Below are 23,833 nucleotides of genomic sequence, written 5' to 3'. Positions count from 1 at the left end.
CTCACAGCCGCCATCGCGTCCGCCCTCGCGCTTGGCCTCACCGCCTGCACAGCCGGCGCTCCCTCGGCTAGATCGGCGGACGGCGAGGGAGACAAGCCGGTCGTGCTGACCACCTTCACCGTGCTCGCCGATATCGCAGAGAACGTCGCCGGCGACCATCTCGACGTCGCGTCCATCACCAAGGCCGGCGCCGAGATCCATGGCTATGAACCGACTCCCGGAGACATTCGCAGAGCATCGCAGGCCGACCTCGTCCTCGACAACGGGCTCAACCTCGAACAGTGGTTCGAACAGTTCGTCGGCGACCTCGACGTTCCCCATGCCGTCGTCAGCGAAGGCATCGAGGAGCTATCGATCACCGAGGATGCTTACGCCGGCAAACCCAATCCCCACGCCTGGATGAGTCCGCTCAACGTCCAGATCTACGCGGACAACATGGCCGAGGCCTTCAGCGACCTCGACCCCGCGCACGCCGACGACTTCACAGCCCAGGCGGAGGCCTACAAAGCCGAGTTGCAGATGGTCCAGGACGAACTCGTGGAGGACCTGTCGGCTCTGCCGAAGCGACAGCGAGCACTCGTCACCTGCGAAGGCGCATTCTCCTACCTCGCCAGAGACGCCGGCCTGAGTGAGAAGTACATCTGGCCGGTCAACGCCGAGGCACAGGCGACACCCGGCCAGATCACCTCGGCGATCGAGTTCGTCGAGGACAACGGGGTGCCCGCGGTGTTCTGCGAATCCACTGTCTCCGCGGCACCCATGAAGCAGGTCGTCGAGGCCACCGAGGCTGATTTCGGCGGCACCCTCTACGTCGATTCGCTCTCCGAAGCCGACGGCCCGGTTCCCAGCTACCTCGATCTCATCCGGCACGATTCCGCGGTCATCTCCGACGCCCTGACCGGGAAGAGCTCATGAGCGCCCCCGCCATCGCCGTCGACGAGGTGACCGTCCACTATGGACAGGTCCTGGCCCTCGATCGGGCCGCCCTCACCCTCGAGACCGGGCGGATCTGCGGGCTCATCGGCATGAACGGGTCCGGAAAGTCGACCCTGTTCAAGACGATCATGGGACTGCTGGAACCCGACCAGGGACGCGTGCTGATCAATGGCGCATCCACGACGAGCGCACGCCGGTCGGGCATTCTCGGCTACGTGCCGCAGAGCGAGGATGTCGACTGGGACTTCCCGCTGTCGGTGCGGGAAGTCGTCACCATGGGTCGGTACGGGCATATGGGACCGCTGCGGATACGACGGAAGACCGACCGTGAGGCCGTCGACCGCGCCCTCGAACGCGTCGAACTCACCGAGTACGCCGACCGCCAGATCGGCCAGCTCTCCGGCGGTCAAAAGAAGCGGGCATTCGTCGCACGTGGCATTGCGCAGGGGGCCACGATCCTGCTCCTCGACGAGCCGTTCGCCGGTGTCGACAAGCGCACCGAGGCCACGATCACGCGACTGCTGCGAGAGCTCGCCGAGGACGGCGCCACGGTGCTCGTGTCCACCCACGATCTGCATGCGCTGCCGGACCTTGCCGACGAGGCGATCCTGCTCATGCGCAGGGTGCTGCTCCACGGCGACCCCCAGGAGGTGCTCCGACCCGAGAACCTCGCCCTGGCCTTCGGACTCGATGTGATGAACAGTGGTGATGGGGCATGAGCGCCATTCAGCTCGTGCTCGAGCCTCTCGGTTACGACTTCATGCTCCGCGCCCTGGCGACGACGCTGATCGCATCGATCGTCTGCGCTGTCCTCTCCTGCTGGCTGGTGCTCATCGGCTGGTCGCTCATGGGTGACGCTGTCTCCCATGCGGTGCTGCCCGGCGTCGTCCTCGCCTACGCCCTCGGTGCGCCGTTCGCCCTCGGTGCCGTGGTCTTCGGGTTCCTCGCCGTCGGACTCATCGGTGCCGTGCGCGACACCAGTCGGATCAAGGAAGACGCAGCGATCGGCATCGTCTTCACGTCCCTGTTCGCGCTGGGTCTGGTCCTCATCTCCGTCACGCCTTCGCACACAGACCTCAATCACATCATCTTCGGCAATCTCCTCGGCGTCTCATGGTCCGAGCTGCTCCAGGTGGCGATCCTCGGCGCCATCACTCTGACGGTGCTCGTGGCCAAGAACAGGGATTTCACGCTCTTCGCCTTCGATCCCACTCACGCTCATGCTCTGGGGCTCAATCCGAAGCTCCTCGGTGCGACTCTGCTCGGCCTGCTCGCGCTCACCTCCGTCGTCGCGCTGCAGGCCGTCGGGGTGGTGCTCGTCGTCGCCATGCTCATCATCCCCGGCGCCACCGCATACCTTCTCACGGACCGCTTCCAGCGGATGCTGTTCATCGCGCCGGCGATCTCGATCGCCTGTGCGGTGGCCGGGCTCTATTCGAGCTACTACCTCGACACCGCTTCGGGTGGGATGGTCGTGCTCTCCCAAGGTGCGATCTTCGCGCTGGTCTACCTCTTCAGCCCCCGCCACGGACTCATCGGACGCCGATTGTCTGCACGGAGGAGACGTCGAGACCTCATCGGTGCAGACGCGGGCGCATGATGCGAGGGCGTCTTCGACGCCACGAGGGCCCCCGATGCTCCGATCAGTCGACACCGAGGGCCAGGAGCACGATGAGCACGATGTTGAGGGCGATGATGAGCACCGAGGCGAGGATGGCGATGATCGTGATGATGCGCGAGTTCGCGTACTGACCCATCACCGTCCGGTTCGTCGTCAGCCTGACCAGGGGAACCATGGCAAAGGGGATGCCGAGGCTGAGCACGACCTGGCTGAGCACGAGTGACCAGGTCGGATCCACCCCGAGGCTCAGGATGATGAGTGCGGGAATCATCGTCACCGCGCGCTGCCACACGATCGGCACGTTGATCCGCAGCAGTCCCTGCATGATAGAGGCCCCCGCATAGGACCCGACCGCGCTCGAGGCCAAGCCGGAGGCGAGCAGTCCGATACCGAAGAACAGACCCACAACCTCGCCGAGGTTGGCCTGCACGACCGCGTGCGCGCCCTCGATCGTGTCGGTCCCGGTCTGACCCCGCAGTGATGCCGCGGCCAACAGCAGCATCGCGATATTGACCGAACCGGCGATGACCAGTGAAAGCACGACGTCCCACCGGCTGGCCTTGAGCAGCTGGGGAATCGAGGCACGCGGGGCACTGCCGTGTCGGTCGACGGACAGTGCCGAGTGGAGGTAGATGGCGTGGGGCATCACGGTCGCGCCAAGCATGCTGGCGGCCAGGACAACGGAGTTCGTGCCCTCGAGCCTGGGCACGATTCCACCTGCCGCTTGTCCCCAGTTCACATCGCCGACGAACAGGCCTGCTAGAAATCCAATGGCGATGATTGCGAGCAGGGTGATGATCACCGTTTCGAAGGGACGCTGACCACGGGTGGACTGGATCGAGAGCAGGAACAGAGACACGACGCCGACGATGAGACCGCCCAGCAGCAGCGGCAGGTCGAAGAGGATCTTCAACGCGATGGCGCCGCCGATCACCTCGGCGATGTCAGTGGCGATGGCCACGATCTCCGCCTGCCCCCAATATGCCAGCCGCGATCGTCGACTGAGCCTGCCGCCGAGGAGGCCGGGCAGGGACTGCCCGGAGACCAGGCCGAGCTTCGAGGACAGGTACTGCACGAGAACGGCGATGAGATTGGCCGCGACCAAGACCCACACCAACATGTATCCGTACTCGGCACCCGCGCTGAGATTGGCGGCGACGTTGCCCGGATCGACGTACGCGATCGCGGCGACGAAGGCCGGACCCAGAAGGAAGAAGGTGGAGACCTTCTTCGGACGTGCAGCGGCGATGGAGGTGCCGGAATCCGGTGGATCGACGTTCATAAAGTTAAGGTACATTAACTCTACCTTGCGGGCAACATCTTCTCAATTGGCCTCAATTTGCGACCGCATCTGGTAACTGAACACGGAAAGGCCTACGCTTCGACCATGCCTACTGAACACGTTCACTCATTTACAGACCGCCGGCTGCGCACCGAGGAGAAGATCATCTCCGCCGCCGCCGATCTGTTTCTCGAATCCGGCTACAAAGCCACGACAGTCAGAGGCATCGCCACCCGCGCCGAGGTGTCCGTGGGCAGGGTGATGGCCGCCGGCGACAAGGATGTCCTCCTCATTCGCTGCTACGACCGCTGGATCGCACAGCTCCAGTCCGGGACCTATACCCTTCCAGTTCGAGCGCGCACGGGGTCAGTGGCATCGGCACGAAGTCAGCCGGCATCGTCTGCACGTGGCAGGGTGAAGCCAGCGGCCACCTCGGCGGTGCAGAACCACTTGGTGGGCATCTTCCTGCCGTTCCTCGAATTCTTCGCGGCTCACGAGGACCTGTCTCGGGACTATGCGGCCGCGCTGATGCGGGTGCCCGGCAAGCCCCAGGTATTTGAGTCTCTTGCCGTTGACCTCCAGGAGAAGCTGTCCTCGAGCCTGATCTCAATCGGGATCAGCGAAGCATATGCACTGGCCAGCGCCGTGGCGCTCTACGACTCCTACCTCGGAATCCTGTTCCGATGGGCGGCCAGCGATATGAGCCTGCCCGAGGCGACCGAGGCGCTCTCTCAGAGCATCGCGTTCCACACCCAGCTGAGGAGACCCGCATGAGGCCGCCTCCCGAAATACGGAAGTCCACATGACCCTGCTCCCCGATCCCTGGTGGCCTGTGGCGGTGATGGCTCTCATCGTCCTCGTCGACGGCCTCATGACATTCCGGCCGCCGAAGGCCATCGTCGACTGCCTCGACGGAGTCGGACTCCCCAGCGACTGGTGGTGGGTCCTCGCCGTGGTGAAGTTCCTCGCGGTGGCGGGCCTGGTCGCCGGTTTCTGGATCCCGGGCGTCGGCCTGGCAGCGACCGTCGGCCTCATCGCCTACTTCCTCACCGCCGCCGGTGCCCATCTGCGCGCCCACTACATCGGCCGCGACTTCTGGGTCAACTGCCTGGGGCTGCTCGTGCTCAACATCCTCATCCTCGTCTTCTGCTTCCTCACCTGAGCCACTGCCACTGGGAAAGTTCGAACACCTTCGGACCCGCTTACCTGGATGTTTGTTTTCACCCGCCGGAGATTTCATAGTGGAGTCAGGGCCGAGAGTTCGGCTCCGCGACGGAGGGATTGGCGGCGTGGCCGAATCAGCAGAGGACCGATACGCCCGCTGGGCATGGATCCACGAAACCGCAGTGATGACCGGCTGGAACTTCGACCCCCTCGGCTCCAGGGTCGTCGCCGATGACCCGCCCTGGGATTTCGACCTGACCTGCGCCAAAGCGATGGCGCAGTCGATGCCGTGCCTCGACATGGGAACCGGCGGAGGCGAGCGCCTCGGCGAACTCGTCAAACATGTCAGCACCATTGGAGGCTTCCTCAATCGCGGATCCTCGGTCTTTGCCAGTGAGGGGTGGAAGCCCAACCTGGAGCTGGCCACCTCGGCGCTGGCGGAATACGGCATCGAGGTTCGTGAGTACGACAGCGAGACCGGCGAACCCATGCCCTGGCCCGACGATTTCTTCGAACTCGTAATGAACCGGCATGAGAGCTACGATCCGTCCGAGCTCGCCCGCGTTGTGATGCCAGACGGACGCTTCCTCACCCAGCAGGTCGACGGAACCGAGGCCGGCGAGTTCAGGCTCTGGTTCGGCGGCACACCTGAGGCTCCCGACAATCGCCTCGAGCCCTGCATTGACGAACTCGAGGCGCACGGTTTCACGATCAGCGATGCCGATGAGTGGACAGGCACGATGGAATTCGCCGACGTCGAGGCGATCATCGAATATCTCGCCTACGTCCCCTGGGACGTTCCCGGCTTCAACGTGGCGGACAATCTTGTGGCCCTTGACCGACTAGCGGCCCGCAGATCGCCGATTGAGGTGGCGCAGAAGCGCTTCCTCATCGTCGCCGAGCGATAGTCCTCCCGCTCCTCGGCGGACTGTAGTATTCCAACCTCCGGGGGACGGTCAGGTTTTCCCGACCTGGGTCACAGGGAAGCCGCATGGGCGGGTGGTGGTCGGCGCGCATAGTGTCGAAGACATGACCTCGCCGGACTTCATGTACCCCCAGCCCACCGATGACGAATTGGCCGCACAGCAGCCCTATACCGCGGTGCTGGGAAGTCAGGTGAACACCTTGAGTCGCTCACCCGTCTCGTCGCCCGCAGATGCGAACCGGCCGCTGCTCGGCAAGGTCGCCCTGGGCATCACAATCATTGCCGCAGGACTGTCTCTGCTCGCCTCGATCACCCTCGGCGTCACCATCGGCCCGATGGAGAACGAACACGGCCACTTCTTCACCGACATTCCAAGTTGGTACCAGAACCTTGCGATCGCACTTGCCGGCCTGCAAGTCCTGTGCGCGGCTCTTGGGGTCACCGGCCTCATCATGGGCATCGTCTCAGCTGCCAACGACCGCGCCAGAACTCAGGGAATCATCGCCATCGCCATCGCCGCCCTGGCCCCATTCATCTCCTTCGGACTTTTCATAATCCTGAGCCTCGCCATCGCCTGAGGCCGTCGTTCGACTCGGTTTCGTCCGACATTCAGACTGACTCTTGACACGATCCGCGTCGCCAGGGACGATTAGACAAATCGATTTGGCCGCCAATGTCGCCAGGCCCGATCATGATGCGTTTCCGAGGAGAGTCCTATGACCGCCGCACCAGAAGCAGCCGAGACCGTCCACCCCGTCGATCAGCTCCGGCCGATGCACCGACTCATCCCGTTCGCGATCCAGCATGTTCTGGTCATGGTGGCCACACCGATCTCCTCGGTCTTCCTCATCGCCGGCGCATTGGACCTCAATGAAGCGGCCACCTCGGCGGTCTTGGCTGCGGTCTTCATCTTCTCCGGCCTTGGGTCGATCCTCCAATCCGTCGGCGTGTGGAAGATCGGGGTCAAGCTGCCCTTCGTCATGCTTCCAGGCGGTGCGGCCACCGTTCTGTTCATCACGATCGGCCAGGGCACCGACATCGAGACGGCCGTGGGCGCGGTCATCCTCACCGGCGTCTTCTACATCCTGGCAGTCACCCTCTTCGTGAAGCTGCTCAAGTTCTTCCCGCCGCTGGTCATCGGAATCATGGTCATCGTCATCGGCGTCAACCTCGTCCAAGTCACCGGCAAACTCATCGTCGGTGAGGCCGATACGAAGGAGTTCGGTGATCCGCAGAACCTGCTGCTCGGCCTCATCACGGTTGTCATCACGGTGCTGTGCTTCCGCTTCCTGCGCGGAATGCTCGGCAAGCTCTCCGTGGCTCTCGGACTCATCGGCGGCACCATCGTCGCCGCGTTCATGGGCGTGACCGACTTCGCAGCACAGACCAGCGGCCCGCTGCTGGCAGCCCCGACGCTCTTCCCCTTCGGTACCCCGAAGTTCGATGTCATCGCCGCGATCCCGATGCTGCTGTGGGCATTGGCCTCCATGGCCGAGGCGACGGGACAGACGATCATCAACGGTGAGATCGTCGAGAAGAAGGTCGACCCCAGTCGCGATGTTCCACGGTTGATCCGCGCCGATGGCATCGTGACGATCTTCGGTGGGCTCTTCGGCACACCGGCGATGGTCACCAGTGGTGAGAATGTCGGCATCGTGCGTGCTTCGGGCGTGCGCAGCAGGTTCGTCACAGCCTTCGCCGGTGTCCTCCTCATCATCATCGGCATCAGCCCCATCGCCAGGATCCTCAACGGCATCCCGGCGGCAGTCGTCGGCGGAACGGCAGTCGTGGTCTTCGCGATCATCGCGGTCCTGGGCATACAGATGCTCGCCAAGGTCGACTTCAACCAGACAGGCAACCTCATCACGGCCACCGTCGGACTGGCAGCCGGACTGCTCCCAGTCCTCATTCCGGGCATGTACTCGCAGCTGACTCCCAACGTCGCATCGCTGCTGGGCAGCGGAGTCGCGATGGCCGCCTTCGTCTCGGTCGTGCTCAATCTGCTCTTCCATCACACAGGCAAACGGAACCGGCACCCGAAGAGTCGTACGGCGATCGACGACCCCAGCCACCTGGATCAGCGTCCCGGCGACTATCGGATCTGAGCTGGTCAGGCGGGCACCGCCCCGCAGCGGTTGATCAGGCGGGCACCGCTCTTCTACGACTGATCAGGCGGGACCGGATGTCGATTCTCTGGCGACGAGGGTCGGTGCGGATGCTCCGCTCGACGCTTCCGGCCCGGAATCGCCGTCGAGAATGGCCACGAGGCGTTCGACGGCCTCGCTCGAGATCGCATCGAGTCCCAGATCGACAGCGGTCAGCGGCGGAGTGCTCGTGCGGGCGCGCAGACCGTCATACCGTGTGGCGATGAGCAGATCGCCTCCGATGGTCCGTCCCGCTTCCTGACCTGCTCGCACGGCGCCGGTCGCGAATGCATCGATGGGGACGACCAGTCCGTCGACCTCCGGATGCTCGGCCAGCAGCCGAGTCGATGCGCGGTACCCGCCGTCTTCACCATCACTTTCGTCCGCCTCGGCGATCACAGGGGTGAAGCCGATACGCGCGGCAGCAGCCTCATAGACCTCCCGGGCGGCAGCCTGTGATCTGCGCCGATCCGAACCCATGACGAGCCCCGGGTGCTGTGCTCCGCGCTCCACGAGATGTGAGACGAGGAGCTCTGCGGTCTCTTCATGGCGCAGGTCCACTGTCCGTTGACTCGACGGACTATCGATCGCCACGAACGGAATGCCTCGTTCGTTCAGTGCTGCGGCGATGGGATCATCGGTCGCGGGTTCAAGGAGGATCGCGCCGTCGATGTCGAGCCGGTCGACGGGGTTGGCGTCGCCGTCGGGCGGGGCAAGGACGAAGACATAGCCCTCGAGCAGTGCCGTGCGGGCGCAGCCCATCGCGAGCTCGGTGAAGAAGCCCAATTGCGAGGGCCCGGCGGAGACCGCCGAGGGCATCGACGACAGCAGCGCGAGCGTCTGGGAACGGCCGGAGCGCAAGCTCTGAGCCCGGACGCTGGGTCGATAGTTGAGGCGGGCGGCGACCTCTTTGACCTTGTCCCGAGTCGCGGAATTGACCTTGCCCAGACCGTTGAGGGCATGGGAGACGGTCGTGCGTGAGACACCGGCCTCACGTGCCACATCAGCGATCGTGGCTCGGACCGGTCGCGAAGTTTCACCCATGGTTTCAGCCTACTGGATGGGAAGTCACGACTGGATGATGACGATGGCGCCGGAGACGATCGCGAAGCCCAGGACGATGTAGCGCAGCACCGGGCCGTCGAGGCGGTGGTGGACGTATCGGCTGAGGAACGAACCGATGGCCAAGAAGGGCAGCATGGCGAGTGTGAACAGCATCGTCGGCCCATTCACCTGACCGCTGATGGCCAGGACGATCAGTGAGATGACCTCCCCGACGAGGAAGCACACGGCTACCGTGGAGCGCAGCTCCGGGCCGGGACTGTGCTGGTAGGCCAGGGCGTAGGGCGGTCCGCCGATACCCGTCGAGGTCTCTGTGACACCGGTGATGAGGCCGACGATGGCCAGAACGGGTTTGTTCGGAGCGAACTTCGGGGCGAGGAGCGCGATGACGGCGGCCACCAGCGTCGACCAGCCGATGAGCAGGGCGAGTTGGTGGAGGTTGACGATGACGAGGATCCAGAGCCCGAAGAACGTGCCGGCAAAACGGCCCACGCTGATCCACTTCACCCCGTGCCAATGGATGTCGGATCGCTCCCGGGCCGCGACGTAGAAGTTCAGCGGAATCATCAGCACGAGCAGCATCACGGGGATCAGGCTCGGGTCGATGAAGCTGACGACGGGGGCGGTGATCATCGCGAAGCCCATGCCTGTCGAGCCCTGCACGAAGGCCGAGAGCAGCACGGTGATCGCGACGATGCTGAAGGCGAGGATCGACAGGCCCAGGACCGTCACAGTCGGTGCTCACTCATCCACGCGGCGCGGTGTTCGCTCGCCGATGGGTCGATGCGGGTGATCGGAGAATCGGCGACGACTCGGCCTGAGACCTCGCGGGCACGCTCTAAGAAGGCACGTCCGTCCCAGTCGACAGGCCACCCCTTCTCAAGCCGGAGTCTGCCATCGACGATCACTGCCTCGATCTGATCGCGGTTGGCGATGCGCACGAGTTCCCAGGGCACATCCCAGGAGGGAACGAATTCGGGGACGTCGAGATCAACCACGAGCAGGTCTGCGAGTGCTCCTGGGCCGATCTCTCCGACCTGTCCGGCCAGTCCGACGGCGCCTGCTCCCCCGCGCAGCCCTTGTTCGAGCCAGGTCCAGCCACCGCCGCTCGATGAGTCGCCGACGACGGTTCCACCGGTCAGTCGCTGTGCTGTTTCGGCTGCGTCCAGGAGGCGGAAGGCATCGGAGCGGGTCCCGTCGGTGCCCAAACCGATGCGCATGCCGAGTTCGTGCATGAGCAGTGCCGGGGCGACCGCGTTGCCTTTCCAGGAACTCGCGACAGGGTTGTAGGCGATGGCTCCTCCGCTGTCGGCCAGCAGTCTTATTTCGCGGGGAGTCAGCAGTGTTGCGTGCGCGGCCAGAAGTTCGGGTCCCAGGGCGCCGAGGCGGGCCAGTCGTTCCAGGGGACGCTCTTTGTTGGCGATGAGGGATCGTTCGACCGCGGCGAGGTGTTCGTTGAGGTGGGTCTGGAAGGGGACTCCGGCTTCGCGTGCCAGCTGTGTGATCGCGACAAGGGCCTCGTCCGAGGCGACCTCGGGGATGGACACGGCCAGCGAGGGGTGGACCAGAGGTTCCGCGTCCCACCTGCTCAGGTGATGCTGGGCGGCGGCGAGAACCTCGGCGAGGTTCGCGGTTTTCGCCCCTCCACCCAAATCGTTGCAGATCACGCCGAGGACGCACCGCAGTCCGACAGCGGAAGTGACATCGGCGATGGCGGAGACGTCGACGCTGGCGCGAGTGCCCGCGTCGGCGACCGTCGTGAACCCGCCGCGCAAGGATTCCCAGGCGGCCAGTCGGGTGGCGACGTCGATGGCCTCGGCGTCCATGTTCGCCTCCATCGGAACCCAGACGCGCTGGAAGATCTCGGAAGGTTCGCCGAAGACGAGCGATTTGCCGAAGGACTGCGTGAGGTGATGGTGCGAGTCGATGAAGCCCGGCATGAGGAGCCGGCCGGGCAGGTCGATGCGCACCATATTCTCCGGAGCCGCTGCTGTGACAGCCTCGAGGGGTCCGACGTCGACGATGCGCCCCTCAGCGATGAGCACCGCATGATCGCGCTGCGGGCCTTCGGGAAGGAAGACCTGTTCGGGAACGAGCAGCGTCGGGGCCTGGTGCAGTGTGCGCAGCTGGGTCATGTCATCCTTCGTCGTCGCAGGGGCCTCTTCGACCCTGCATTTCCTCGTGGTCCACGATACCGAAAGGTCGCCGGTCAAAGGCGAGCCAAATCGATTTGGTCATCTTCAGTCTACGCGGCAGCGGCGGTGCGCGTCAACGGCCGGGGAGACTGTAGCCGGCTTGGCGAACGACGGTGAAGCACGCACCGAACCGACGCAGTAAAATGGGGTTATGACACCATTGCCCCTCACCCCCACCTCGGCGGCTCACGGGGTTTTGGACTGTCACTACTTCGACAAGGGACTGTGCCGCTCCTGCACCTTCATCGAAACCACCCACATCGATCAGGTCGCGAACAAAGAGGCATGGTGCCGCGAGGTACTTGCCGACCACTCCCCCGATGTCTGGCTGCCTGCCGTGGTCGGGGCCGACAGCGATTTCCGCAACCGGGCGAAGCTGGCGGTGGGCGGCTCGGCCGGCGCCGTCACCTTAGGCATCCTGGACCAGGACTTCCACGGGGTCGACCTGCGCGAGTGCGGGATCCAGTCCGCACAGATCCGCACTGTGATCCCGACCCTTGCGGGCTTTCTCGACCACACGAACCTCGACCCCTATGACATCAAAGCTCGCCGAGGTGAGCTGAAGTTCGTCCATGTCACCGCGGCACCGTCCGGAGACCTGATGATCAGGTTCGTCGTCCGCAGCCAGCACGGACTCGACGCGCTGCGGTCCAGGCGTGACCAGCTCATCGAGCTGATACCCATGGCCACTGTCATCTCCGTCAACCTGCTGCCCGAGCATAAGGCAGTGCTCGAAGGCAGTCACGAAGAGTTGCTGCTGGGGGACTCGCTGCGCATGAATCTCGACCGGGTCGACCTGCATCTGCGCCCGCAGTCCTTCTTCCAGACGAACACCGAAGTGGCGATCGCTCTCTACAATCAGGTCGCTGAGTGGGTGGACGAGATCTCACCTAGCTCGCTGTGGGATCTGTACTGCGGAGTGGGCGGGTTCGCGCTGTATTGCGCGAAGGAGTCTGATCAGCAGACTTCGCGCACCGTCACCGGCGTAGAGCTGAGCGAGCAGGCCATCGATTCCGCGAAGATCAGCGCCGCCGAGCTCGGCCTCGGCTCCTCGTCGACGGCCCTTGTCGAGTTCACCTCCGGTGATGCCACGGATTTCGCCGAGGCGAACCTGGCCGGCGGTGAACGACCGGATTGTGTGATCGTCAACCCACCTCGGCGAGGAATCGGGGCACGGCTGGCAGCGGCTCTTGAGGAATCCGGGATCGATCACATCGTCTATTCGAGCTGCAATCCGCTCACTCTGGCCAAGGACCTTGACCGGATGCCCAGCTGCACCGTCGAGCGGGCGCGAGTCTTCGACATGTTCCCGCATACGAAGCATCTCGAAGTCGCCGTAGTGCTGCGGCGGCGGTGACATCAGCCATCTCATCAGCATGACGGCGAAGCAGCTGACATGACATTTTCCCTTCCAGCGCCGTAGCCAAATCTGATACCACATTGGTATCATTGACACATGGCAATGACACTGCGTTTGAACAAGAATGACGAAGAGCTCCTGACTCGCCTCGCGGAGCAAGACGGGGTGAGCCGCCAGGCGCTCATCATCAATGCAATCCACGAGGTGGCCGAGAGGCGGGGCCACGAGGCACAAGTCAGCGACGCCTCGAAGCGCGCCCGCGAACGGTATGGCGATCTGCTCGACCGGCTCGGAAAGTGACGATCTACCTCCACACTGAAGATCTCCTCGAATTGGTCGCCGATCTCAATGTTGGACCGGTTCGGGACCTCGGTCTGCTTGATTCCGCTGCCCACCGACCTACGACGACCTTGTGGGCCACCGAGGTCTATCCGAGCACAGACGAGAAGGGCGCGGTCCTGCTGGAGTCGATCGTCCGAAATCATCCTCTCGTCGATGGCAATAAGCGGCTGGGCTGGCTCAGCCTCGCCGTCTTCTATGATCTCAATGGGGTCAGTTTCGATGCGCCGGACGACGATGCCTACGCTCTTGTCATTTCGATCGCGAGCGGCAGCATGGAGACGGCCGAAATCGCGGCGAAGTTGAGAACGTGGCACGGCTGAAAACAGGATCCCGGAAGGGCTTGAACCCTCACAATTAGTCACACTCAACAGACTGCGATTGCAGTTCTGCTGCGATATCACGCCGCTCAGTAGTCCATGCCCATCGCGGCCCGAACCTCGGCGAGGGTGGAATCGGCGATCGCGTTCGCGCGATCGTTGCCTTCCGCCAGGATTCCGTCGACGTACGTCTTGTCCGCCTCCAACTGCCGACGACGGCTGCGATGTTCCGATAAGAACTCATTGACCGCCTCGGCAGTGGTGGCCTTGAGCGCACCCGATCCCGCATCACCCAGTTCATCCGCGATGGCTTGCGGAGTGGATCCGGAGCAGAAGGCAGCGGTCGTCAGAAGCGCGGACACACCTGGTCGTTGCTCGGGGTCGAAGCTGATATGCGGATCAGAATCGGTGCGGGCCTTACGGATGAGCCGAGTCGTCTCGTCTTCGTTCATCCCCAAAGCGATCGCATTGCCGTAGCTCTTCGACATCTTCCGCCCGTCGATGCCCGGCACCTCGGGCGTCTCGGTGACCATGGCCTCGGGTTCTCGGAAAACGTGCCCGTAACGCTCGTTGAAGCGCCGGGCGATCGTCCGCGTGATCTCGACATGCGGCAGATTGTCCTTGCCCACCGGCACTAGGTTGCCCTTGCAGAAGAGGATGTCGGCGGCCTGGTGGACGGGGTAAGTCAGCAGCAGACCGCTGAGTGGCCGGTCGGAGGCCTCGAGGTCGGACTTGACCGTGGGATTTCGTCGCAGCTCGCTGTCGGTGACGAGGCTGAGGAACGGCAACAGCAGCTGGTTGAGGGCCGGGACCGAGGAATGCGTGAAGATGGTCGTCTTTGCCGGGTCGATCCCTGCCGCCAGATAGTCGAGGATCGCCTCAGCAACGTTGTTCTTCACATTCGCCGAGGTGTCCCTGTCGGTGATCACCTGATAGTCCGCGAGGATGATGAAGGTTTCAATCCCCTTGTTCTGCAGCCTCACGCGCTCGAGCACCGAACCGAAGAGATGCCCGAGGTGAAGTCGGCCCGTCGGCCGTTCGCCCGAGAGCATGCGATAGTTTCCGGGATTCGCGTCAACATCGTTGTGAAGGCGCGGCATGCGGGACAGTGTGGCGTCGTAGGAATCCATGTGTTCTCCAATGCGTAAAGGGCTGCACGGAGGGGTCCCACAGGTGAAGCGGGCTGCCATGCAGCCCGCGAAAATGCGTCAGTCGGCTGCCAGTTGCAGCCACCACCAGTTGAGTCGGGAAAAACGCATGCGACCAGTGTATGCCTGTCGCGATTGCGCTTCGACTGCGGGTCGGTTGGACTAAGCTGTGATCTATGACCGGACAGGCCTTCAGCCGCTCACGGATCGGTAACCCGGTCCTCAGTTGAGCCGCAGTGGACGCGAGCCCAGAGTTCGCGGTCCGCCCCCTTTCGAGAAGCTCTCTCATTGAACCCACTTTTCGAAAGGACACCATGTCAGCAACCTTCAACCACACCATCATCGCCGCCGCCGATCCGGCGGCATCCGCTCAGTTCTACGTCGACATCCTCGAGGCCGAGCACACTCAGTCATGGGGAGTCTTCTCCAACATCATGCTCGACGGGGGTGTGATGCTGCAGTTCGCGTCTCCCCCGCAGACCTTCGACATACAGCCCGTGCATATGGCCTTCGTCTGCACGGATGATCATTTCGATCGCGCGGTGGCGCTGTTGGACGAACGTGGCCTCGACTTCTGGGCAGACCCGCAGCGGACTCGACTGCATGAGACGAACACCGAGCATGGGGGCCGTGGCGTGTACTTCTTGGACCCGTCGGGCATGTATCTGGAGCTCATCACCCAGCCCTATCTGTGAACCGGCGCCGGGTCGCGCGTCGAAAGCACACCTTAGCGTCGAGCGCATATTTTAGGGAGTATGCGCTCGACGCTAAGGTGTGCTTTCGGCGAAAAGGAGGGGTCGCTGGCACTAGGCCTACTGGGGCGAGAAACGTCACACTCTCCACTGATGTGCCGAAACGAGTCGGTCTTTCCAATCGAAAGCGAATACACTCGTCACCTACAAGGCTCCACGAACACCCCAGTTCGCGGAGCCTGTTTCTTGCCATTGCGCACTACCCCCACCGCCCCCTGACGAAGACTCCTGCCCGCCGCCGAGGCTGGCTCGAGCTTGGAGACCACGATGACGATGCTGGACAACCACGTACCTGAACCGGAGCCTGACCCCGGGCCTGAAGCCGACTCGGAGCCTGCCCCCGCGGCAAGGACCACTGCATCCGAAAGGATCGCCGCGGACGCGGCAGCCGCGCAAGCAGAATCACAGGATGCCGACTCCGCTCAGCGAAGCCCCATCGGCAGCGTCTTCTACTGGTCGGTGGCCTTCGTCATCGCCTTCGTGCTCTGGGCTGCGATCTCACCGGAGAGCCTGGGCAACATCATGACCACTGCGATGACCGCAGTCTCATCGGGCTTCGGCTGGATCTATCTCGTCGTGCCATTCGCCGCGATCGTCATGCTCGTGTGGTTTGCGGCCAGCAGATTCGGCCGTCTTCGTCTCGGGTCCGCGGATTCGAGGCCGGAATACAGCACCTTTGCCTGGCTGGCGATGATCTTGGCAGCGGTCATGGGCATCGGCCTCGTCAGCTACGGTGTGGCCGAGCCGATGTCGCACTTCATGGTCCCGCCACATGGCTTGGCAGAGCCGGAGACCATGGACGCCGCGGTCCGCGCCATGCAGTTCTCCTATCTCGACTGGGGCTTCCAGGCTTGGGCCATCTTCGGAGTCTTCGGCCTGGCCATCGGCTATTCCACACATCGGAAAGGTCGCCCGGCTCTCGTATCGACGATGCTGCGCCCAGTGCTCGGGCGGTTCGTCGACGGGTGGGTCGGCAAGTTCATCGACATCCTCACCATCATCGCCACCCTGTTCGGCACGACAACCTCACTGGGCCTCGGCGCCTCTCAGATCGGTGAGGGCCTCAAAGTCGTGTTCGGCGTCGACGCCACCCTGACTCTGCAGGTCGTCGTCATCGGCGTGCTGACGCTGCTCTTCACCGGCTCGGCTCTCTCCGGCGTCGGCCGCGGCATCAAATACGTCTCCCAGATCACTCTGACTATGGCGACCGTCCTCGGGCTGTTCGTCTTCATCACCGGGCCCAGCGGCTTCGTCGCCGATCTGTTCGTGCGCTCGGTCGGTTCCTTCGCCGGCGACTTCCTGCAGTTGAGCTTCATGACGCCTTCAAGCGCGGCAGACAGCGAATGGATGCTGGGCTGGACCTACTTCATGATGGCCTGGTGGCTGTCGTGGAGCGCCTTCGTCGGAATCTTCCTGGCCAAGATCTCCAAGGGCCGCACGATCCGCCAGTTCGTCGCCGGCGTGCTGCTCGTTCCGAGTGCCGTGTTCTTCCTCTGGTTCACCATCATGGGCGGGTCTGCGATCAAGCTCGACATGGGCGGAGCGAAGATCGGGGAGGCCACTACGGCCAATCTCGATACCGCATTCTTCAGCCTGCTCGAAGAACTGCCGCTCTCGCTTCTGGCCTCGATCTTCACCGTCATCATGGTGATCCTGTTCTTCGTCTCCTCTGCTGACTCGAACACCTTCGTGCTCAGTTCGCTGTCCTCGCGAGGCTCGTTCGAGCCGCACCGTCCGGTCATCGCCACCTGGGGATTCCTCACCGGCGCGTGCGCGATCGTGCTGCTCCTCCTTGGTGGACTCCAGGCTCTGCAGCAGGCGGCGATGCTCTCTGCGGTGCCATTCACCGTCATCGTCGTCGTTCTCGGAATCGCTCTGATCAAGGAGCTGCGCAGCGACCATCAGATCGTTGAGGAAGTCGCCCGCGAAAAGCGCGTTCTCGGACTCTGACTCCAGCTTCACCGAGCGGACCACTTAGCCTCGATGGGAGACTCTATAACCTGCCCTATCGACGCTAAGTGGTCCGCTCGACGCCGCTGCTTGATTCTTTGGAGTGTCACCGCAGCTTGGCGGTCACCTCGGCGGCGGCTGCGAGGACCCGGTCCACGAGCGGCTCCGTGTCGGTGTCCTCGGTCAGCGCATCACCGGCCAGCGAGAGTCCGATGGCAGCGATCGGGCGAGAGAGGACATCGTAGACGGGGGCCGCGATCGTTGAGATTCCCGGGGTGACCTCGCCGTGTTCGATCGCCCACCCGGCTCGCCGATCCTGGGCCAGGATCGCGTTGAGCGCCTTGACCGTGGTCGGGCCCTGACCGGTGCGGGTGACGAACCCGGATTCGGATTGGAACATCGCCAGCACTTCTGACTTGGGCAGATGCGCCAGTATCGCCCGCCCCGTCGCCGTCAGGTAGCTGGGCATGCGCACACCCGTGGCGGTGATGACGGCGACCGATTTCAGTGATTGCTCCTTGAGCACGTACACGGTTTCCCAACCGCGGATGACGGCCAGCTGAGCTGTGGCAGCGGTGTCGTCGGCCAGCTGCCGCACGATGGGTTGGGCCAAACGCTGCAGAGGGTTCGTGCGCAGATAGGAACTGCCCAACTCGTGCACGCCGGCGCCCAGCGCGTAGCCGGATTCGGTGCGGACGACGAGTCCCAGCTCCTCGAGCACGGTGAGCAGCTCGTAGGCGCTTGAGCGGGGAATCTCCAACGCCCGGACCAGTGCACCGGCGGTGATCGGGCGATTCGACGACGCTAAGTGCCGCAGAATCGCGATCGAGCGCCGCAGTGCTGGAACCTCAGCCACAACTCAGTCCTCCATCTCCAGTGCCGCGAACGCAGCCCGGTACAGTTCAGAGATCTCACCGAGTTCGGTGTGCACACCGTCGCGGACCCGAACTTGGGCGCCGGTGACGCTCATGTGCACATCCGCCGAGGTGGCCGAGAGGATGATCTGTTCTCCCACCGAACCGAAGGTGCGCATGCTGTCGGTGGCCACTGCAATGAAGTCACACGCCTTGCCCACGGCCAGTTCTCCGACGGGCAGGTCGAGGCTGCGTGCCCCACCCGTCGTCAGCGAGGTGATGAGCTCGGCCGGTGAGAAACGGCCTCGCTGGCCTGAGCGCAGTCGTTCCCCGGCTTCCAGGCCCTGGGTCTCGCGTAGTGCGTCGAGGACGACGTGCTGATCGGAGCCGATCGAGATCGTCGCTCCCGCATCGGCGAGTTCGCGGGCCGGTCCGATGCCGTCGGCCAGGTCGGCCTCCGTGCAGGGGCACATCACGATGTTGGCTTCGGCCCCGCCCAGGCTCGCGATGTCGTCATTGCTGAGGTGCGTGGCGTGGACGGCCGAAAGGTTCGACGCGACCACACCCGAGCGGTCGAGGACCTGCGTGGGTGTCGTGCCGTAGGCGGCTTGGCAGGCTTCGTTCTCCGCTGGCTGCTCGGACAGGTGCACGTGGACTGGTTCGTCAAGTTCGGCGAATCTGGGCAGGTTGGCTGCCGGGACCGCGCGGATCGAGTGGATGGCCGACCCCACGTGGACGAAGCTCTCGCCAGGGGAAATGACCGGGAACTCGGTGGCGAAGGACTCCGATAGCGCGGCATGGCGGTCCATGTAACCGTCGATGGTTCCATCACCGAACCGAGCCTGTTCTGCCGAGAGCTCGGAGTCGATGCCGCCGGTGAGGTAGCAGGTGTCGAGGAGTCGGATCCGCATCCCCGCCGAGGTGGCCGCTCGTGCCAGCGCCCGTTCCATCGCGTGTGCGCGGGTGGAATCGCCGGCACCATACGGTGTCCCGTCGGGTGCGTGGTGGACGTAGTGGAATTCGCCCACCGAGGTGTAGCCGCCGGCGAGCATCTCCGCGAAGACCGCGCGGGCCACGGTTTCGTAGTTCTCCGGGCTCAGCTTCGCGGCCACGGAGTACATGACTTCGCGCCAGGTCCAGAAGGTCCCGCCGTCGCCGTGGGTGCGTCCGCGCAGGATGCGGTGGAAGGCGTGGGAGTGGGCGTTGACTCCACCGGGCAGGGTGAAGCCGGGAACCACCTCGGCGATGGTGGGTGGGGTGTCGATCCCGGTCTCGACCGAGGTCAGGGTGCCGGTCTCATCGGCGGTGAGCAGGACGCCGGTGGCGACCTGCCCGTCGACCCAGGCGGTCTCGCACCAGAAGCGCGTGCTCATGATGCGGCCCCCAGTTCCCCTTCGAGGACCTTGGCCAGGGCGGAGACTCCGGCGCGCTGGTCATCGACTTCGCAGGCCTCTTCGGGTGCGTGGGAGACTCCGGTCGGGTTGCGTACGTAGAGCATCGCCGAGGGCACGTGTGGGGCCAGGATGCCCGCATCGTGTCCGGCACCCGAGGGCAGCAGCGGTGCGTCTGGCAGCACGGAGGTCAGCCGGGAGTTGAGTTCGGCGGTGAAGTAGGTCGTCGGTGAGTAGGACTCCTGGGAGATCGACACCTCAACGCCGGCACCCTCGGCATGCTCGCGGGCGCGCTTCGAGATCGCCTCGAGGACCTGCTTGACGACAGCGTCGTCGGCGTGACGGATGTCGAGCCAGAAGTTCATGCCCGAGGCGATGACGTTCGTCCCGCCCGGGTGGATGAGGGTGCGTCCCACGGTGGCGACCGCCTGGTCGTGGCTGGCGGCGAGCACCGGGATGTCACCGATGACGCGGCTGCCGGCGACGACCGGATCGGCGCGGTGGCTCATCGGCGTGGTCCCGGCGTGGTTTCCCTGACCGGAGAACGCGAAGTGCCAGCGGCCGTGGCCGATGATCGAGGAGCCGATCGCCACAGGCTGGTCGGTGTTGATGAGACCGATGCCCTGCTCGACGTGGAGTTCGATGAAGGAGCCGACCTTCTCCAGCCGTGCGGTGTCGGTGCCGATGCGGTTCGGGTCGAGACCGTAGCCGCGGGCGACATCGGCAAAGGTGTCGCCGTTGGCATCGGTGAGACGCAGCGCCCGGTCTGAGTCGATGGCGCCGGCGATCAGGCGTGATCCCAGGCAGGCCACACCGAAGCGCGAGCCCTCTTCCTCAGGGAAGACGGCGAGCGCCAGTGGACGCTGGGCGCGTTCGAGTGCACCGGAGGACTTGAGTTCGTCGAAGGCGGCCAGCGCCGAGGCGACACCGAGGGGGCCATCGAAGGCTCCGCCGCCAGGGACGGAGTCCAGGTGGGAGCCGGTGACGACGGCATTGTCACCGGGCGCAGTCGCCCACGCCCAGGTGATGCCGTTGTCATCAATCTCGGTGTCGAGGCCACGACGGGCCGCCTCGGCGAGGAACCAGTCACGCAGTTCGCGTTCGGTGTTCGAGAACCCGGACCGCTGGTAGCCGGGACCGCGAGTGTCACGGCCGGTGTCCTCGATCTGGGACAGGAGGGAGACGACATCGCTCATCTCAGTTCGCCTCGCCCGAACCGTTGGAGTCGGCTGCATCCTGGTGAGTCGTTGCCGCATCCGTACCGGAGGCTGCGGCGGCAGCGTCGAGGTTGCCCAGTGCGGTGAACTCGGGGTCGTTGACCGCGGGTGATCCGCCTTCGGGCAGCCAGGTTCCGGCAGCTTCGGTGACGGTGTGCTGCAGCGGTGAGACAGATTCGGCCGCGGCGACCAGGGAGCCGTCCTTGACCTTGGAGATCGTCTCGGCCAGCTCCGGGGACAGGAAGCGGTCCGGGCCGGGGCCGGGCACGGTTTCGCGGATCGCGGAGATCACGGCGCCGGTGACCGGTGCCGGTGACGCTTCGCGCATATCGCAGGCCCGGGAGGCGGCGTAGAACTCGATGCCGACGACGCTGGCGAGATTGTCGACGACCTTGCGCAGCTTGCGGGCGGCGGACCAGCCCATGGACACGTGGTCCTCCTGCATGGCCGAGGACGGGATCGAGTCCACCGAGGCGGGGCTGGCGTTGCGCTTGGCCTCGGAGACCATCGCGGCCTGGGTGTAGTGGGCGATCATCAGGCCCGAGTCGACGCCGGCATCGTCGGCGAGGAACGGGGTGAGGTTCTGGTTGCGGGTGACGTCCATCATCCGGTCGGTACGGCGTTCGGACATCGAGGCCACATCGGCGGCGACGATGGCGAGGAAGTCCAGGGCGTGTGCAAGGGGTGCGCCGTGGAAGTTGCCGTTGGAGGAGACCATGCCGTTGGTGAGCACGACGGGGTTGTCGATGGCCGCACGCAGTTCGCGCTCGGCGACCTGGGTGGCGAAGGCCACGGCGTCGCGGGCGGCACCGTTGACCTGCGGGGCGCAGCGCATCGAGTAGGCGTCCTGGACGAGGTGGGCCGAGTCGCGGTGGCTGGCGGTGATGCCGGAGTCCTTCAGCGAGGTCAGCATGTTCGCGGCTGCCGCGGACTGGCCGTCGTGGGGGCGCAGTGCGTAGTGGAGTTCGGGGGCGAAGACCGCGTCGGTGCCGAAGAGGCCTTCGATGCTCATGGCAGCGGAGACGTCGACGGCGGTGAGCAGGTTCTCCAGGTCGGTCAGGGCCATGATGAGCATGCCGAGCATGCCGTCGGTGCCGTTGACCAGCGCCAGGCCTTCCTTCTCGGCCAGGGTCACCGGGGTGATGCCGGCCGCGGCCAGGATCTCATCGGCGGGTCCGGCGACTCCGTCGGGTCCGGCGGCCACGCCTTCGCCCATGACGACGAGTGCGCAGGCAGACAGTGGAGCGAGGTCACCCGAGCAGCCCAGCGAACCGTATTCGTGGACGACCGGTGTGATGCCGGCGTTGAGGAGATCGACGTAGGTCTGGAGGACCTCGGCGCGGACACCTGCCCGGCCGGTGGCCAGGGTGCGGGCGCGCAGCAGCATGAGGGCGCGCACGACCTCGCGTTCGACGGGTTCGCCGACGCCGGCGGCGTGGGAGCGGATGAGCGATTTCTGCAGCTGGGTGCGCAGTTCGGCGGGGATGTGGCGCTGAGCCAGTGCCCCGAAGCCGGTGGAGACGCCGTAGACGGGCTTCTCGGCCTGGGCGAGGGCGTCGATGGCTTCGCGGTATTTGTTCACGCGTGCCAGGGTGGTCTCACTCAGGGCCACCTTCGCATCGTGGCGGGCGACGTCGACCACCTGGGCGAATGTGAGGGTATCGGGATCGAGATCGATGAAGACTGACATCTGGGACCTTTCGGTTGAGTGAGTTATGCGTTCGTGTGTGTCATCAGACGGTGAAGACGTGGGCGGGCCGAGCTCGGCTCTGGACGGGTCAGACCTGCGGGTCAGACCTGTGGGCGGTTGTCGGCGACGAGTTCGCCGCCGGAGTAGACGCGTTCGACCAGCTGGACCCCGGGCCGGTAGGCCAGGTGCCGGTAGCTGGGGGCATCGAGGATGACGAGGTCGGCCCGAGCTCCGGCGCCGAGGTGGCCGACGTCGGTGCGCTGCAGGGCGTTGGCTCCACCGGCGGTGACGGCCCACACGGCCTGTTCGACGGTGAAGTGCATATCGCGCACGCCGATGGCGATCGTGAAGGGGATGCTGTTGGAGAATCCTGAGCCCGGGTTGCAGTCCGTGGCGATCGCCAGTCTCACGCCGGCCTCGACGTAGCGGCGAGCGTCGGGGTAGGGCTGGCGGGTGGAGAATTCGATGCTCGGCAGCAGCGTGACGACGGTGCCGGCTGCGGCGAGGACTGCGAGGTCCTCATCGGAGGCGAAGGTCGCATGGTCGACGGACACGCAGCCGAGTTCGGCGCCGAGCTTGAGTGCTCCCCCATCGGTGAGCTGGTTGGCGTGCAGGCGCGGTTTCATGCCCGCGGCCTTGCCGGCTTCGATGATGCGACGCGTCTGGTCTTCGGTGAATGCGCCCTTTTCGCAGAACACGTCGATCCACTTGGCCTGGCCGGTCGCGGCCGGGATGATCTCGTTGATGACGAGGTCGACGTAGGCCTCAGGGTTGTCCTTGTACTCCGGCGGGACAACGTGGGCGGCGATGAGGGTGGATTCCTCGGTGTGCCGGTTGATGATGCGCAGCGCCTGCAGCTCGTCGGCGAGGGTCAGCCCGTATCCGGACTTGATCTCGAAGGTCGTCGTGCCCTGCCGTGTGGCCTGGCCGAGGAGGTGGACGAGGTTCGCCTCGAGCTCCTCCTCGCTCGCCGCGCGGGTGGCTGCGACCGTGGTGGCGATGCCCCCGGCCGAGTATTTCTGCCCGGCCATGCGCGCGGCGAACTCCGCCGACCGGTCCCCGGCGAAGACGAGGTGGTTGTGGCTGTCGACGAAGCCCGGGATGACGGCCTTGCCCCCGAGGTCGATGGTTTCGAATTCGACGCCGGCACTCGCCGAGGTGACTTCGCCGTTGGTGATGTCATCGTCCTTGAGGACGGTGCCGGTCGAGGTCTCAGATCGTGCCTCGCCGAGGTGGTCCCGGAGCACGGTGTCCGCCTGAGCGGACGGTCCTGACCAGACGACGCGACCATCGTCGATGAGGAGAGCCGCGTCTTCGATGACGTTGAGCTCGCCCACATTGTCGAGGTCGTTGACGACCAATTCGCTGATCCCGGTGAAGAGCTGCACGACAAGGTCCTTAACGGTTGAGAATGGTTCATCCTCAGTATGGACCGCCGGGGCGTATGGCAGAACCGGGTCGGGCAGAATTTGTCTGATATTTC

General features: G+C 64.7%; 23 protein-coding genes. 13 read left to right on the top strand and 10 right to left on the bottom strand.

Features of this window, described 5'->3' with window-relative positions; genetic code table 11:
• Window positions 1-12 precede the first annotated feature (12 nt).
• The 3 genes from INT40_RS14720 to INT40_RS14710 are packed head-to-tail and all read left to right on the top strand — an operon-like array spanning window position 13 to window position 2,536.
• Window positions 13-915 carry a metal ABC transporter substrate-binding protein gene (locus INT40_RS14720; protein ID WP_096158927.1) on the top strand — a complete coding sequence of 301 codons (903 nt, stop codon included), beginning with the start codon at window positions 13-15 and terminating at the stop codon, window positions 913-915.
• Window positions 912-1,655 carry a metal ABC transporter ATP-binding protein gene (locus INT40_RS14715; protein ID WP_096158071.1) on the top strand — a complete coding sequence of 248 codons (744 nt, stop codon included), beginning with the start codon at window positions 912-914 and terminating at the stop codon, window positions 1,653-1,655. The genes INT40_RS14720 and INT40_RS14715 overlap by 4 nt, the downstream gene beginning before the upstream one ends.
• Window positions 1,652-2,536, top strand: a complete 885-nt coding sequence (locus INT40_RS14710) for a metal ABC transporter permease (protein ID WP_096158070.1) — start codon at window positions 1,652-1,654, stop codon at window positions 2,534-2,536. The genes INT40_RS14715 and INT40_RS14710 overlap by 4 nt, the downstream gene beginning before the upstream one ends.
• A gap of 43 nt (window positions 2,537-2,579) precedes the next feature.
• Here the strand turns inward: INT40_RS14710 and INT40_RS14705 are convergent, their stop codons facing one another.
• A complete protein-coding gene (locus INT40_RS14705) occupies window positions 2,580-3,839 on the bottom strand; it encodes an Nramp family divalent metal transporter (RefSeq protein ID WP_096158069.1) in 1,260 nt (419 codons plus the stop codon).
• 105 nt (window positions 3,840-3,944) lie between these two features.
• On the opposite strand from INT40_RS14705, the gene INT40_RS14700 reads away from it, so the two are divergent.
• The 5 genes from INT40_RS14700 (at window position 3,945) to INT40_RS14680 (ending at window position 8,033) form a co-directional block, all read left to right on the top strand.
• On the top strand, window positions 3,945-4,613 hold the full coding sequence (locus INT40_RS14700) for a TetR/AcrR family transcriptional regulator (protein WP_096159441.1): 669 nt from the start codon (window positions 3,945-3,947) through the stop codon (window positions 4,611-4,613).
• A gap of 28 nt (window positions 4,614-4,641) precedes the next feature.
• Window positions 4,642-5,001 (top strand): DoxX family protein, encoded by a 360-nt coding sequence (locus INT40_RS14695; protein ID WP_096158067.1) that lies wholly within the window; start codon window positions 4,642-4,644, stop codon window positions 4,999-5,001.
• 127 nt (window positions 5,002-5,128) lie between these two features.
• A complete protein-coding gene (locus tag INT40_RS14690; RefSeq protein ID WP_096159442.1) occupies window positions 5,129-5,911 on the top strand; it encodes a methyltransferase type 11 in 783 nt (260 codons plus the stop codon).
• A gap of 121 nt (window positions 5,912-6,032) precedes the next feature.
• A complete protein-coding gene (locus INT40_RS14685) occupies window positions 6,033-6,506 on the top strand; it encodes a hypothetical protein (protein WP_193078628.1) in 474 nt (157 codons plus the stop codon).
• A 138-nt stretch (window positions 6,507-6,644) separates the two neighbouring features.
• Window positions 6,645-8,033, top strand: a complete 1,389-nt coding sequence (locus INT40_RS14680; protein ID WP_101573384.1) for a uracil-xanthine permease family protein — start codon at window positions 6,645-6,647, stop codon at window positions 8,031-8,033.
• Window positions 8,034-8,096: 63 nt separating this feature from the next.
• Here the strand turns inward: INT40_RS14680 and INT40_RS14675 are convergent, their stop codons facing one another.
• Genes INT40_RS14675 through INT40_RS14665 form a run of 3 tightly spaced genes read right to left on the bottom strand, consistent with a single transcriptional unit; the run spans window position 8,097 to window position 11,269 of the window.
• Window positions 8,097-9,116 carry a LacI family DNA-binding transcriptional regulator gene (locus INT40_RS14675; protein ID WP_096159445.1) on the bottom strand — a complete coding sequence of 340 codons (1,020 nt, stop codon included), beginning with the start codon at window positions 9,114-9,116 and terminating at the stop codon, window positions 8,097-8,099.
• Between the two features lie 24 nt (window positions 9,117-9,140).
• Entirely contained in the window at window positions 9,141-9,866 is a 726-nt protein-coding gene (locus tag INT40_RS14670) for a sulfite exporter TauE/SafE family protein (RefSeq protein ID WP_198397418.1), read from the bottom strand.
• The gene (locus INT40_RS14665) at window positions 9,863-11,269 is read right to left on the bottom strand and encodes an amidohydrolase family protein (protein WP_193096385.1); all 1,407 of its coding nucleotides are present in this window, start codon (window positions 11,267-11,269) and stop codon (window positions 9,863-9,865) included. The genes INT40_RS14670 and INT40_RS14665 overlap by 4 nt, the downstream gene beginning before the upstream one ends.
• A gap of 211 nt (window positions 11,270-11,480) precedes the next feature.
• On the opposite strand from INT40_RS14665, the gene INT40_RS14660 reads away from it, so the two are divergent.
• From INT40_RS14660 to INT40_RS14650, 3 genes are all read left to right on the top strand, one after another.
• Window positions 11,481-12,686, top strand: a complete 1,206-nt coding sequence (locus tag INT40_RS14660; protein WP_193078626.1) for a methyltransferase domain-containing protein — start codon at window positions 11,481-11,483, stop codon at window positions 12,684-12,686.
• Between the two features lie 99 nt (window positions 12,687-12,785).
• Complete coding sequence (locus INT40_RS14655) at window positions 12,786-12,989, top strand: CopG family transcriptional regulator (protein ID WP_101573392.1); 204 nt, start codon at window positions 12,786-12,788, stop codon at window positions 12,987-12,989.
• Window positions 12,986-13,351, top strand: coding sequence for a type II toxin-antitoxin system death-on-curing family toxin (locus INT40_RS14650; RefSeq protein WP_101573394.1), 366 nt, complete (start codon window positions 12,986-12,988; stop codon window positions 13,349-13,351). The genes INT40_RS14655 and INT40_RS14650 overlap by 4 nt, the downstream gene beginning before the upstream one ends.
• Before the next feature lie 86 nt (window positions 13,352-13,437).
• Here the strand turns inward: INT40_RS14650 and trpS are convergent, their stop codons facing one another.
• Entirely contained in the window at window positions 13,438-14,478 is a 1,041-nt protein-coding gene (trpS, locus tag INT40_RS14645; RefSeq protein ID WP_101573396.1) for a tryptophan--tRNA ligase, read from the bottom strand.
• A gap of 332 nt (window positions 14,479-14,810) precedes the next feature.
• Between trpS and INT40_RS14640 the strand changes: the two genes are divergently transcribed.
• Both INT40_RS14640 and INT40_RS14635 read left to right on the top strand, forming a co-directional pair.
• The gene (locus INT40_RS14640; RefSeq protein WP_101573398.1) at window positions 14,811-15,191 is read left to right on the top strand and encodes a VOC family protein; all 381 of its coding nucleotides are present in this window, start codon (window positions 14,811-14,813) and stop codon (window positions 15,189-15,191) included.
• Between the two features lie 324 nt (window positions 15,192-15,515).
• On the top strand, window positions 15,516-17,198 hold the full coding sequence (locus INT40_RS14635; protein ID WP_193071328.1) for a BCCT family transporter: 1,683 nt from the start codon (window positions 15,516-15,518) through the stop codon (window positions 17,196-17,198).
• A 106-nt stretch (window positions 17,199-17,304) separates the two neighbouring features.
• Here INT40_RS14635 and INT40_RS14630 read toward each other — a convergent pair whose 3' ends face one another.
• From INT40_RS14630 to hutI, 5 genes are all read right to left on the bottom strand, one after another.
• Window positions 17,305-18,054, bottom strand: a complete 750-nt coding sequence (locus INT40_RS14630; protein WP_193078625.1) for an IclR family transcriptional regulator — start codon at window positions 18,052-18,054, stop codon at window positions 17,305-17,307.
• A 3-nt stretch (window positions 18,055-18,057) separates the two neighbouring features.
• Window positions 18,058-19,425 (bottom strand): formimidoylglutamate deiminase, encoded by a 1,368-nt coding sequence (locus tag INT40_RS14625; protein ID WP_193096384.1) that lies wholly within the window; start codon window positions 19,423-19,425, stop codon window positions 18,058-18,060.
• Window positions 19,422-20,639, bottom strand: a complete 1,218-nt coding sequence (locus INT40_RS14620) for an allantoate amidohydrolase (RefSeq protein WP_193096383.1) — start codon at window positions 20,637-20,639, stop codon at window positions 19,422-19,424. The genes INT40_RS14625 and INT40_RS14620 overlap by 4 nt, the downstream gene beginning before the upstream one ends.
• A 1-nt stretch (window position 20,640) precedes the next feature.
• Window positions 20,641-22,350 carry a histidine ammonia-lyase gene (hutH, locus tag INT40_RS14615; protein ID WP_193096382.1) on the bottom strand — a complete coding sequence of 570 codons (1,710 nt, stop codon included), beginning with the start codon at window positions 22,348-22,350 and terminating at the stop codon, window positions 20,641-20,643.
• A gap of 101 nt (window positions 22,351-22,451) precedes the next feature.
• Window positions 22,452-23,738 carry an imidazolonepropionase gene (gene hutI, locus INT40_RS14610; protein ID WP_180959934.1) on the bottom strand — a complete coding sequence of 429 codons (1,287 nt, stop codon included), beginning with the start codon at window positions 23,736-23,738 and terminating at the stop codon, window positions 22,452-22,454.
• Window positions 23,739-23,833 lie beyond the last annotated feature (95 nt).

Source organism: Brevibacterium sp. FME17 (assembly GCF_014897515.1).
Classification (GTDB): Bacteria; Actinomycetota; Actinomycetes; order Actinomycetales; family Brevibacteriaceae; genus Brevibacterium.
This window is presented reverse-complemented; position numbering and strand designations above follow the sequence as displayed.